At 69.7% G+C, this 12,299-nt stretch carries 11 protein-coding genes; 8 read left to right on the forward strand and 3 right to left on the reverse strand.

Annotated features, from left to right (window positions below; all coding sequences use genetic code 11):
- Positions 1-365: 365 nt before the first annotated feature.
- The 4 genes from ABZ725_RS35515 to ABZ725_RS35530 all read left to right on the forward strand — a co-directional run bounded on the left by ABZ725_RS35515 (position 366) and on the right by ABZ725_RS35530 (position 5,356).
- Positions 366-3,686, forward strand: a complete 3,321-nt coding sequence (locus ABZ725_RS35515; protein ID WP_358806539.1) for a nitrate- and nitrite sensing domain-containing protein — start codon at positions 366-368, stop codon at positions 3,684-3,686.
- A gap of 10 nt (positions 3,687-3,696) precedes the next feature.
- A complete protein-coding gene (locus tag ABZ725_RS35520; RefSeq protein ID WP_037737006.1) occupies positions 3,697-4,110 on the forward strand; it encodes a roadblock/LC7 domain-containing protein in 414 nt (137 codons plus the stop codon).
- A 96-nt stretch (positions 4,111-4,206) separates the two neighbouring features.
- Positions 4,207-4,794 (forward strand): DUF742 domain-containing protein, encoded by a 588-nt coding sequence (locus tag ABZ725_RS35525; protein ID WP_351911674.1) that lies wholly within the window; start codon positions 4,207-4,209, stop codon positions 4,792-4,794.
- Complete coding sequence (locus ABZ725_RS35530) at positions 4,775-5,356, forward strand: ATP/GTP-binding protein (RefSeq protein ID WP_026248371.1); 582 nt, start codon at positions 4,775-4,777, stop codon at positions 5,354-5,356. Before ABZ725_RS35525 ends, ABZ725_RS35530 begins: the two co-directional genes overlap by 20 nt.
- Before the next feature lie 177 nt (positions 5,357-5,533).
- On the opposite strand, the gene ABZ725_RS35535 is transcribed toward ABZ725_RS35530, so the two are convergent.
- Both ABZ725_RS35535 and ABZ725_RS35540 read right to left on the reverse strand, forming a co-directional pair.
- Complete coding sequence (locus ABZ725_RS35535) at positions 5,534-5,725, reverse strand: acyl-CoA carboxylase subunit epsilon (protein ID WP_351911675.1); 192 nt, start codon at positions 5,723-5,725, stop codon at positions 5,534-5,536.
- Positions 5,726-5,771: 46 nt separating this feature from the next.
- Positions 5,772-7,367, reverse strand: a complete 1,596-nt coding sequence (locus tag ABZ725_RS35540; protein ID WP_351911676.1) for an acyl-CoA carboxylase subunit beta — start codon at positions 7,365-7,367, stop codon at positions 5,772-5,774.
- 409 nt (positions 7,368-7,776) lie between these two features.
- Between ABZ725_RS35540 and ABZ725_RS35545 the strand changes: the two genes are divergently transcribed.
- The 4 genes from ABZ725_RS35545 to ABZ725_RS35560 all read left to right on the forward strand — a co-directional run bounded on the left by ABZ725_RS35545 (position 7,777) and on the right by ABZ725_RS35560 (position 10,798).
- Positions 7,777-8,397 (forward strand): YceI family protein, encoded by a 621-nt coding sequence (locus ABZ725_RS35545; RefSeq protein ID WP_358806540.1) that lies wholly within the window; start codon positions 7,777-7,779, stop codon positions 8,395-8,397.
- A 93-nt stretch (positions 8,398-8,490) separates the two neighbouring features.
- A complete protein-coding gene (locus ABZ725_RS35550; RefSeq protein ID WP_358806541.1) occupies positions 8,491-9,129 on the forward strand; it encodes a hypothetical protein in 639 nt (212 codons plus the stop codon).
- Between the two features lie 213 nt (positions 9,130-9,342).
- Complete coding sequence (locus ABZ725_RS35555; protein WP_358806542.1) at positions 9,343-9,870, forward strand: GNAT family N-acetyltransferase; 528 nt, start codon at positions 9,343-9,345, stop codon at positions 9,868-9,870.
- 142 nt (positions 9,871-10,012) lie between these two features.
- Entirely contained in the window at positions 10,013-10,798 is a 786-nt protein-coding gene (locus tag ABZ725_RS35560) for a serine protease (protein ID WP_358806543.1), read from the forward strand.
- A 118-nt stretch (positions 10,799-10,916) separates the two neighbouring features.
- On the opposite strand, the gene ABZ725_RS35565 is transcribed toward ABZ725_RS35560, so the two are convergent.
- On the reverse strand, positions 10,917-12,290 hold the full coding sequence (locus ABZ725_RS35565; protein ID WP_358806544.1) for a hypothetical protein: 1,374 nt from the start codon (positions 12,288-12,290) through the stop codon (positions 10,917-10,919).
- Between the last annotated feature and the right edge of the window lie 9 nt (positions 12,291-12,299).

Below are 12,299 nucleotides of genomic sequence, written 5' to 3' on the forward strand. Positions count from 1 at the left end.
TCGGCGCCATACGGCAGTTGTCGTAGACGCTTCGGAGCCGGCTGTGGCCTTTGACACGGCCGGCTCCGGTGTTCATAACGTTTCGGCAGAGGAATCGGGTGGTACCGCCACGCGTCGCGGTCACTTGGTCTCGCTGTGCTCACGAAGGCCCCGCCTTTTGGCGGGGCTCGTTCTTTTTGACCGTTTTATCTGGGGTTTACATCACGTCCAACCAACTCTTTCCCATGTTTGGAAGAGGGCTGGTCGTCGTGCTGGAATGCCTGAACTGCCCAATAGTCAATGACGTACTCATGGTCGATGGCTGGCCGGGCTCTGAGACACTGCGGCACGACGAAGGTGCCGACCGCCGAGAGGTTGTTGGTCGAGTGAGGCGAAGCAAGAAAAGTCCCGAGCCGGCGGCCCGGGGCAACTTCACGCCGCCGCCGCGCGGAGCGGCGTCCGCCCCTGTGCCCGGATCCGAGCCGACGGCCGCACCTCCCAAGAGCGGCGGCCGTCTCTCCCCGCGCAACTGGCGGGTGCCGACCCGGCTGAACGCGATCCTGCTCATACCCGTGGTGGTCGGCCTGGTCATGGGCGGCTTCCAGGTGAAGAGCTCGATCGACACCTGGCAGGAGGCCGAGGACGCGGAGAACACCGCGCGCCTGGTCCGGGCCGCGCTGAGCTACGGCGACGCCCTCTACAAGGAGCGCGACATCTCGGCCGCGCCCCTCCTCGCGGGCAAGCGGACCGACGCGACGGTCACCGCGGCCCGCAAGGCCACCGACACCGCCGCCGACGCCTTCGACGAAGCCGCGCAGAGCATGCCGGCCACGGCCGGACTGGAGCGCCGACTGCAGCTGTTCCGCACCGCGGAGACCAAGCTGACGACGCTGCGCGCGGCCGCCTACACCGCCAAGCTCACCGGCGTGCAGACCGAAGAGGGCTACACCCAGGTCGCCCACCCTCTGATGGAGTTCTCCAACGAACTCGGTCTGGGCACCGGAAACATCACTTCCTACGGTCGTACCGTCTACGCGATCGCGCTGACGAAGGCCTCGCTGTCGCTGGAACGCTCGATCGGCATGCACCTGCTGATCAAGCCGGGTCCCGAGGACACCGACTTCGCCAAGCAGAAGGTCTCCCTCTCCTCCTACGCCTACCTCGAGGGCATCGCCGTCGAGGAGTACATCGGCGGTGGCACCGAGGCCGACGCGCAGAAGCTGAGCGAGGCCTCGGCGAAGATCAAGTCCGACGGCGCCGCACAGGCCGCCGAGGCGAAGCAGAAGGACCCGGACTACGTTCCGCCGCCGTCCGACCCGACCACGATGGTCGGCGCCATCTCCACGATGGAGACGACCTCGGGCGCCGAGCGCGCCGGGCTCGCCGAGAAGGGCATCAGCAAGGAGAACTGGTGGGCGGTCACCACTCTCAAGTACGACGCCTACCGGCAGATCGAGTCGGACATGGCCGACAAGGCCGTGACCGAGGCCTCGGACATCGCCGCTGACGCCAAGACCTCCGCGATCATCACCGGTGCCGCCGTCGTCGTCGCCCTGCTCCTGGCGTTCATCCTCGCCGGCGCCGTGGCCCGCCAGATGAGCCGGGCGATGCGCCAGCTGCGCAACGCGGCCTTCGGCATCGCCGAGCAGCGGCTGCCGATGCTGGTCGACCAGCTCTCCCGCACCGACCCCGGCCGGGTCGACACCCGGGTGGCCCCGATCCCGATCACCACCACGGACGAGATCGGCGAGGTCGCCCGCGCCTTCGACCAGGTCCACCGTGAGGCGGTCCGGCTGGCCGCCGAGCAGGCCCTGCTGCGGGGCAACATCAACGCGATCTTCACCAACCTGTCGCGCCGCAACCAGTCCCTGATCGAGGGCCAGCTGACCCTGATCACCGACCTGGAGAACAACGAGGCCGACCCCGACCAGCTGGAGAACCTCTTCCGGCTGGACCACCTGGCCACCCGTATGCGCCGCAACGGCGAGAACCTCCTGGTCCTCGCCGGCGAGGAGCCCGGCCGCCGCTGGGACCAGCCGGTGCCGCTGGTCGACGTGCTGCGCGCCGCCTCCTCCGAGGTGGAGCAGTACGAGCGCATCGAGCTGTCGGGCGTCCCGGAGGCCGAGATCCACGGCCGTGCCGTGACCGACCTCGTGCACCTGCTCGCCGAGCTGCTGGAGAACGCGACGACGTTCTCCTCCCCGCAGACCAAGGTTCGGGTCACGGCCACCCGTCTCCCCGACGGTCGGGTCATGATCGAGATCCACGACAAGGGAATCGGCCTCACCGCCGAGGACTTCGCCGACATCAACCACAAGCTGGCCAACCCGCCGACGGTGGACGCCGCGATCTCGCAGCGCATGGGCCTGTTCGTGGTCGGCCGGCTGTCCGACCGGCACGGCATCCGGGTCCAGCTGCGCCCCTCGGGCGAGCAGGCCGGCACCACGTCGCTGGTCATGCTGCCGGACGCCATCACCCACGGTGGCGGCGGCGACCAGCAGCAGCCGCGCGACGAGTTCACGGTCTCGCAGATCATCCCGGAGCAGCAGCAGGCGCAGGGCTTCGGCGGCGAGGACTTCAGCAACGGTCTGCCGATGCGCACCGCCGCCGAGCTGGGCTTCGACGACAGCCGCTACGAGGTCCCCGACGACATCCGCGAGCTGGACCCGGTGGGGCGCTCCCTGCAGCGCGAGGAACGCCGTGCGGCCCTGGAGACCCCCACGGGCCAGCCGGACCAGCAGAGCGCGCAGCCGCAGTCCGGCGAGGCGCCGGCGTACGGCGAGGGCTTCGACGCCAACCGTCAGCCGTCGGCCTACGACGTCGGCGCGAACGGCTACGACCCCGCTCAGAACGGCGCGCGGGCCGGCTACGACAGCGGTGCGACCGGCTATGCCGAGGCGCCCGGCTCGTTCGACCAGCAGACGGCGTACGAGGAGCAGCAGCGCCCGGCGTACGACGACCAGTACTTCGCGCCGAACGGCGGTGCGCCGCAGGGCGGCGACTCGTTCACCGCGAACGGCGGCTACCCCGACCCGGCGTATGCGGAACCCGTCCAGGAGGACCGGACGGCGGCTCCCGCGGGCGCCCAGGAGAGCTTCCAGCCGTACCAGGAGCAGCAGCCCTACCAGGACGACTGGCCCCAGCAGAACGGCCACACCAACGGCCACTCCAACGGTTACCAGAACGGCTACCCGGACCAGTACGCTCCGGAAGCGGAGTCCACGGCGGTCGCTGACGCGGCTGAGCACAACCGCGTAGGCTTCGACCGTCCGGGACCGGCCCCCTCCGCCCCCCATGCGCTGACCGACGCCGGTCTGCCCCGCCGCGGATCCACCGCAAGCGGTTCTAACGGCGCCCGGCCCGCGAAGCAGGAAGCGCCGGCCTCCACCCCGGAGAGCAACGGCGGCGGCGACGTCTGGCGTTCGGCGAACGACGAGCGCTGGCAGCAGGCCTCCGCTCTGAAGAAGCCCAAGGCGGGCGGGGTCACCTCCTCCGGTCTGCCGCGGCGGGTGCCCAAGGCCAACCTGGTCGAGGGCGCGGCCGAGAACACCCCCCAGGGAGGCCCACAGGTCTCCCGCGCTCCGGAGGACGTCCGGGGCAGGTTGAGCAACCTGCGTCGCGGCGTGCAGCGCGGCCGCAGCGCAGGCAGCAGTGAAACGAACGGCCAGGGCCTCGGTCCTGACAGCACCTACAACCAGGAGCGTTAGTGTGAGCCCGATGAGCCAGGCGGCACAGAACCTGAACTGGGTGATCACCAACTTCGTGGACAACACCCCGGGGGTGTCCCACACGGTGGTGGTCTCCGCCGACGGACTCCTTCTGGCGATGTCCGAAGGCTTCCCCCGCGACCGAGCCGACCAGCTCGCGGCCGTGGCCTCCGGTCTGACGTCCCTGACGGCAGGCGCCTCCCGGATCTTCGAGGGAGGCAGCGTGAACCAGACGGTTGTGGAGATGGAGCGGGGATTCCTCTTCCTCATGTCCATCTCCGACGGTTCCTCGCTCGCCGTTCTCGCCCACCCGGAGGCGGACATCGGCCTCATTGGGTACGAGATGGCACTTCTGGTGGACCGAGCAGGTTCGGTCCTGACGCCCGACCTTCGTGCGGAGCTCCAAGGGAGCCTTCTCAACTAACAGACGGACGGTGCGTTTTGGCGTCCCGAGGCCGTAGGGTTTCGGGACGCGGCGTCCACGTGATGGGTGCCAGGCACAGTCGGAGGAGGAGAGAAAGTGGCAACACCCCCAGGCGGTTCGAATTCGGGTAACTGGTCGTACGGCCCTGCCCAGGGCCAGGGCGACGGTTCCCAGAACCCGAACCGTTACAACTTCCCCTCCGCGCCCAGCCAGCAGCGGCCGTACGCACCCCAGAGCCCGCAGGGCCCCGGGCCGTCGCCGTACGACCAGCCGCAGGCACCGCGTATCCAGCCGGTGCAGCCGCAGCGCCGCTCCCCCGAGCCGGCGCCCGCCGGAGCGGCGCACAACCCGCTGGTGCGTCCGTACGCCATGACCGGTGGCCGGACCCGCCCGCGTTACCAGCTCGCCATCGAGGCGCTGGTGCACACCACTGCGCAGCCGCACCAGATGCAGGGCCAACTGCCCGAGCATCAGCGGATCTGCAACCTCTGCCGAGAGATCAAGTCGGTCGCCGAGATCTCGGCGCTGCTGACCATCCCCCTCGGCGTGGCCAGGATCCTCGTCGCCGACTTGGCGGAGGCGGGCCTGGTCGCCATCCATCAGCCCGGCGGCGACGAGAACGCCGGCGGCCAGCCAGACGTGACACTGCTCGAAAGGGTGCTCAGTGGACTTCGCAAGCTCTAGCGGGGGTCCGTCCCGCTCCACCACTTCCGCGAAGATCGTGGTGGCGGGCGGCTTCGGCGTGGGCAAGACCACGTTCGTCGGGGCTGTTTCGGAGATCAATCCGCTGCGTACCGAGGCCGTCATGACGTCCGCGTCGGCGGGCATCGACGACCTCACCCACACCGGGGACAAGACGACCACGACGGTCGCCATGGACTTCGGCCGCATCACCCTGGATCAGGACCTGATCCTGTACCTCTTCGGTACGCCCGGCCAGGACCGCTTCTGGTTCATGTGGGACGACCTGGTGCGCGGTGCGATCGGCGCGATCGTCCTGGTGGACACGCGCCGTCTCGCCGACTGCTTCCCCGCGGTCGACTACTTCGAGAACTCGGGTCTGCCGTTCGTGATCGCCCTGAACGGCTTCGACGGGAACCAGCCGTACAACCCGGACGAGGTGCGCGAGGCGCTGCAGATCGGCCCCGACACACCGATCATCACGACGGACGCGCGGCATCGTGCGGACGCGAAGTCGGCGCTCATCACTCTCGTGGAGCATGCGTTGATGGCTCGCTTGCGGTAGGTGTTCCTGCGGCCACTGGGCTGCCTCTGACGGTTGTGTGCCGTCTGCGGGCAGCCCTGTGGCTGGTCGCGCCCGCGCGGCGGAGCCGCATATCGATACAGCCCCGCGCCCCTTAAAAGCACAAGCACGACGGAAGGGCCCCTCTCTTGCGAGAGGGGCCCTTCCGTCGTTTCACACTCAGTGCCAGCTGTGCGGGGCGCGGAAGCCGCCCTCGCGCTCCAGGCGGCGCCAGCCGGCCTTGGGGCGGCTTCGGTGGGTGTCGGCGGTGGAGGGCTGGGCGGCGGCGCGGGCCAGGAGGATCGCCGTGATGGCGGCGACTTCCTCGGGCTCGGCGTGGCCCTTCTCGACGCGAATGTCGGGAGCGTTCATGTGTGTAAGTCTCCGTGGATGAGGTTTCCGCAGGGGATCCGTCGGGTTACTGCGGGGGGTTGCCGTGCTTGCGCGAGGGCAGATCCGCGTGCTTCGACTGGAGCATGGCCAGGGACTTGATGAGGACCTCGCGGGTCTCGGCGGGGTCGATGACGTCGTCGACCAGACCGCGCTCCGCCGCGTAGTACGGGTGCATCAGCTCGGACTTGTACTCCTTGACCATGCGGGCCCGCATGGCGTCGGGGTCCTCGGCCTCGGCGATCTGACGTCGGAAGATGACGTTGGCGGCGCCTTCGGCACCCATCACGGCGATCTCGTTCGTCGGCCACGCGTAGGTGAGGTCGGCGCCGATGGACTGACTGTCCATGACGATGTAGGCGCCTCCATACGCCTTGCGCAGGATCAGCGAGATCCGCGGCACGGTCGCATTGCAGTAGGCGTAGAGCAGCTTCGCGCCGTGCCGGATGATTCCGCCGTGCTCCTGGTCGACGCCCGGGAGGAATCCGGGGACGTCCAGGAAGGTGACGATCGGGATATTGAAAGCGTCACACATCTGGACAAAGCGTGCAGCTTTTTCCGACGCCTCGATGTCCAGGACGCCCGCGAGGGACTGCGGCTGATTGGCCACGATGCCGACGACCCGGCCGTCGAGCCGGGCCATCGCGCAGATGATGTTGCGGGCCCAGCGCTCGTGGATCTCCACGTACTCGCCGTCGTCGACGATCTCCTCGATGACCTTGGTCATGTCGTACGGACGGTTGCCGTCCGCCGGGACCAGGTCGAGCAGGACGTCGCTGCGGCGGTCGGCGGGGTCGCTCGACTCGACGCGCGGGGGGTTCTCGCGGTTGTTCTGCGGGAGCAGCGAGAGGAGGTAGCGGACCTCCGCGATGCAGGTCTCCTCGTCGTCGTACGCGAAGTGGCAGACGCCGGAGGTCTCAGCGTGCACATCGGCGCCGCCGAGGCCGTTCTGGGTGATCTCCTCGCCGGTGACCGCCTTGACGACGTCCGGGCCGGTGATGAACATCTGCGAGGTCTCGCGGACCATGAAGACGAAGTCGGTGAGGGCGGGGCTGTAGGCCGCGCCGCCGGCGCAGGGGCCGAGCATCACGCTGATCTGCGGGATCACACCGGAGGCGCGGGTGTTGCGCTGGAAGATGCCGCCGTAGCCGGCGAGGGCGGAGACGCCCTCCTGGATACGGGCGCCGGCGCCGTCGTTGAGGGAGACCAGCGGGGCGCCGGCCGCGATGGCCATGTCCATGATCTTGTGGATCTTCGTGGCGTGGGCCTCGCCCAGCGCGCCGCCGAAGATGCGGAAGTCATGGGCGTAGACGAAGACCGTGCGGCCCTCGACCGTGCCCCAGCCGGTGATGACGCCGTCGGTGAACGGCTTCTTGGACTCCAGGCCGAAGCCGGTCGCCCGGTGCCGGCGCAGCTGCTCGACCTCCTGGAAGGACCCCGGGTCCACGAGGAGCTCGATCCGCTCCCGGGCGGTCAGCTTGCCCTTGGCGTGCTGCGCCTGGGTCGCCCGCTCGCTCGGGCCGGCCAGCGCCTGGGCACGGATCTCCAGCAGCTCGGCCACCCGGCCGCGCGCGTCCGTGGGTTCCCCGGTCGGCTCACCCGTCGTCTCTTCCAAAACGGTCATGTAGCGACCTTACGAAGCTCGCCAAGGAAAGAGAGACGTCGACTCCGTACAGTCTCCGGAGCCATTTCCTGGTACCCCTGAACAGAACCCGACCGGCATGCAGCCGTTCCGACTGCTCAGAGGGCCAAGAGCTTGTAGGGGTCGAACAAACCCGGACGCTGAGACCCAGCTCACAATTCCTGCCCGCGGATGCCATCCCCGGGGTGAACCGAGCCCCGGACGACGATTCACGGGCACCGACCTTAGTGCAGGAGAGGCATCCTCGGAAGCAACAGGAGACACTCCGCGGATTAAGTTGAATGTTGAACGGAATAGGTCTACGGTCTCCCATGTTGACCTCGTTGAAGATTAAACATCAACGATCTTCCCCGTCCCCGAAACGATCTTCCCCGTCCCCAAGGAGCACGTCATGGGCATCTTCGGCCGCAAGAGCACCGACGAGACCACCACCGCCGCCGCCACCCCCGCGACCGGCACGGTGAACCCCGAGCTCGCCGCCCTGACCGGCGAGTACTCGATCGACCCGGCGCACTCGGCGATCGGCTTCGTCGCCCGCCACGCGATGGTCACCAACGTCAAGGGCAAGTTCGGCGACTTCACCGGCACGCTGCACCTGGACGGCGCCGACCCCTCCCGCTCGACCGCCACCATCGACGTCACGATGGAGAGCGTCGACACCGGGTCCGCCGACCGCGACGGCCACCTCAAGAGCGCTGACTTCTTCAAGACCGACGAGTTCCCGACGATGACCTTCCGCTCCACCTCCGCCGAGGCCCTGGGCGGCGACGACTACCGCATCACCGGCGACCTGAGCATCCTCGGGGTCACCAAGCAGCTCAGCATCGACCTGGAGTTCAACGGCGCCGCCACGGACCCGTTCGGCAACGAGCGCGTCGGTTTCGAGGGCAAGGCCGAGATCCTGCGCTCCGAGTGGGGCCTGACCTGGAACGCCGCGCTGGAGACGGGTGGCGTGCTGGTCTCCGACAAGATCAAGCTGAACTTCGACATCTCGGCGATCAAGAACGCCTAAGCATGCGGCCCATTTCAGAAGAAATCGGCGGATAGGGGCCGGAAGCGAAGAGCTTCCGGCCCCTCGCTGTGTTCCGTGTCACAGTCACGAGGCATGAGCACCAGGACCGGACCCCAGCACTACCCCGGCGCCAACCGCGACCACTGGTACCAGGACGACTTCGGCGGCGACCGCATGGAGGTCAACGCCATCGTCCTGCACACCACGGAAGGCGGCTCGCTGCCCGACTACCAGGGCGGCGCCGTCGCACCCAACCTGACGGCGGTGCCGGACTTCGCCGCCAGACGGCTGAAGTGGTACCAGCACTTCGACATCGACGTCTCCTCGCGTGCGCTGGCCAACCGCAAGGGCGGCGTCGAGACGAACACGCTGAACGTCTGCCAGGCGGAACTCGTCGGCACCTGCGACCCCGATCTGCACGCCAAGTGGAAGGCCCGCGGGCAGGCCCACATGTACTGGCCGAAGGCCCCGGAGTGGGCGCTGCGCGCCGTCGCCCAGTACCTGGCGTGGATGCACATCCACCACGACGTGCCGCTGCGCGGGCCGACGCTGTGGCCGGCGTACCCGAAGTCGGCGGGGAACGGCGGCGGGCAGCGGATGACCGGGGAGCGGTGGAACGGGTTCAAGGGGGTGTGCGGGCATATGCACGTCCCCGAGAACGCGCACGGGGATCCGGGGGCGATCGACTTCGAGGCCCTGCTCGGTTTCGCCAAGGCGGCGGCCCAGGACTGACGGCGGTCCGCCGAGAACCGCGACCCCGCTCACCCGGAACCGGCGGCCGCCTCCGCCGACTTCGCGAGCGCGGCCGCCGGTCGGGCCTCGCGGACTTGCGACCTGTCCTCCAGAGGCCTGGAACCGTCCTTCTGGACCAGCCGCCGCGGCTCCTCCGTCCGAGGGGCGGAATTGCGTGGACACGGCTCGCGGCGGTCGCCCATGATCCTGCGCATGATCCGAGCCGCCACCCCGAACGACGTACCGGAGATCCGCGCGATGATCCGGGAGCTCGCCGCGTACGAGAGGGCGGTCGAGCAGGCCAGGGCCGGCGAGGAACAGTTGCGCGATGCGCTGTTCGGGGAGCATCCCGCGGCCTTCGCCCTGATCGCCGAGGACGACGGCGGCACGGGCGAGGTGCTGGGGTTCGCCCTGTGGTTCCCCCGCTTCTCCACCTGGACCGGGACCCGGGGCATGCATCTGGAGGACCTCTACGTCCGGCCGCAGGCCCGCGGCGGCGGCCACGGCAAGGCTCTGCTCGCCGCTCTCGCCGCGCTCTGCCGGGAGAAGGGTTACGAGCGCTTCGAGTGGTGGGTGCTGGACTGGAACCAGCCTGCGATCGACTTCTACAAGTCGCTCGGGGTGGAGTTCCTGGAGGAGTGGAAGGTCTGCCGGCTGAGCGGTGAGCCCCTCGGCGCGCTCGCCGGTCTCGCTCCTGCCCCCGCCCACGGCCCTGCCGCCCCCGCTGCCGGGCGTGGCTGAATCAGCCCCCTTGTGCAAGGGCTCACAGCCTTCTCATAATCCAACAACAGATTTGACCTGACCATGCCAGCGCATGGGCATTTCTTTGTCCATCGATTTGACATGATCACGCCAAACTCAACCCCCCACGGAAGGCAGCACCTTGAAGAAGCTCCTCACGGCGTTCAAGAGATTCGCCGCCGTCGGCGCGGCCGCCCTCGCGATCGCCAGCCTCCAGCCCGTCTCGGCCGCACAGGCCGCCCCCTCGCCCGTCGTCGGCGGAACCCGTGCCGCGCAGGGCGAGTTCCCGTTCATGGTCCGGCTCTCCATGGGCTGTGGCGGGTCCCTCCTCACCCAGCAGATCGTGCTCACCGCCGCGCACTGCGTCAGCGGGACCGGCGCCAACACCAGCATCACCGCCACCGCCGGCGTCGTGGACCTGCAGTCCACCACCGGCCGGGTCCAGGTCAAGTCCACGTACGTGTACCGGGCCCCCGGCTACAACGGCAACGGCAAGGACTGGGCGCTGATCAAGCTCGCCTCGCCCATCACCACCCAGTCCACCCTGAACATCGCCACCACCACGCAGTACAACACCGGCACCTTCACCATCGCCGGCTGGGGTTCGGCCACCGAGGGCGGCGCCCAGCAGCGCTACCTGCTCAAGGCCACCGTGCCGTTCGTGAGTGACGCGACCTGTCGTGCGTACAGCGGCTACAGCGGGCTCGTCGCCAGCGACGAGATCTGCGCCGGTTACGCGGCCGGCGGCACCGACACCTGCCAGGGCGACTCGGGCGGCCCGATGTTCCGCCGGGACGCCGCCAACGCATGGGTCCAGGTCGGCATCGTGAGCTGGGGCATCGGCTGCGCCCGGGCCAACGCCCCCGGCGTCTACTCCGAGGTGTCCACCTTCGCCTCGGCGATCACCGCCGCGGCCGCCACGCTCTGACGCAGGCACCGTCGCTGCCGTGAGCCGCGCTCACCAGCGAGAACCTCGTACGAAGGCCACGGGCCCGGCGCCGACCTGCGCCGGGCCCGTGCCCGTTCCCCGGGTCCTGCCCGGGTCTTCAGAACCCTCCGCCGAAGTCGCCCCCGCCGCCCCCGCCGAAGTCCCCTCCCCCACCGCCGAAGCCGCCGAAGTCGCCCGCGTCGAAGTCGGCGCCGGAGACGTCGCCGCCCTCGTATCCGCCGCCGAAGTCGCCGTAGCCGGCGCCGTAGTCGGAGGCGTACGACGGGGTGGCCATGAGGGAGCCGAGCATCGTGCCGACGAGCAGGCCGGGCAGGATGCCGCCGCCGAAGTAGCCGCCCGCCCAGGGTCCGTAGGCGGGGCCGGCCTCCCAGTACGGGCGGCGGCCGTAGTCGCTGTCGACCTCGCGGATCACGGGGTCTCGGCCGTCGGCCAGCCGGGTCGCGTCCGCCGCGCAGACCGGGACCTCGCGGGTCGCGCCGCCGGACGGCGTCCAGGTGGCGTCGGTGACCGAGGGCCCGTGGCGGGGGTCGAAGAAGCAGGGCGGACGGCGCTCCGGCAGCGGCCGGCCCGCACGGCGGGCGGCGAGCTGGGCGAGGGAGAAGCGGCCGCCCTCCACGGCCTCGGTGACGGCGCGGACGTCCTCCGGTCTCGTCGCCGCTCCCATGAGCGACTTCGCCTGCTCGTAGGAGTCCAGGGCGCGTTCGTAGTCGGCGCGCATCAGGTCGTCGGCGCCCGGCTCGGAGGGGTGGAAGTCCAGCCGGTCGAGTTCCTCGCCGAAGGCCGTGATGTCCTCGTCGACGACGACCCGCAGCCGTTCGAGGGAGGCCCGCTGCTCCTGCTCGTGACGCCGGCGGTTGCGCCGCACGAGGGTGTACGCGCCCGCGCCGCCGGCCACCAGGACCGCGCCCGCGGCGATCAGCGCGGTGGTCGAGACGCCGTCGCCGCCCGAGGAGCTCCAGCTCGCGGGGGCCGAGCCGCCCATGTTGGCCAGCGCACGGTCGGTGAAGTCGTCCAGCTGGGTCTTGGCGTCGCTCTCGCCCCGGACGCTGGTGACCAGGTTCTGCACGGCCGTGCGCGACATGACGGAGGAGTCGGCGCGGGCGTCGAAGCGGTCGCCGAGGCGGATCGCGTAGAGGCCGGTGACGCCGGTGGCGGTGCGCAGGTCGGTGAAGAGGTCCGCCGTGGGGTGACCGGCGGGCAGGACGGCGATGAACAGGGGCTTGTCCGCGTCCTCGATCTGCTTCTGGAGCGCGTGCGCGTCCGCCTGGGACAGCTGGGCGCTCGCGTCGGGGTCGACGTAGACCGGGCTCTTACGGAGCGAGTCGGCGATGGTCGAGAGGTCGGTCGAGGCCGCGGTGGCTCGCGGGGCGCCCGCCGACAGCACGGTCAGGACCGTCAGGACGGCGAGCGCCAGTGCGAACAGCAGTCCGGTGAGGCCTCGGGGAGGCCGGGTCGAGGTCGCGACCTTCATACCTCGAAG

The organism is Streptomyces sp. NPDC006872, assembly GCF_040635845.1.
Classification (GTDB): domain Bacteria; phylum Actinomycetota; class Actinomycetes; order Streptomycetales; family Streptomycetaceae; genus Streptomyces.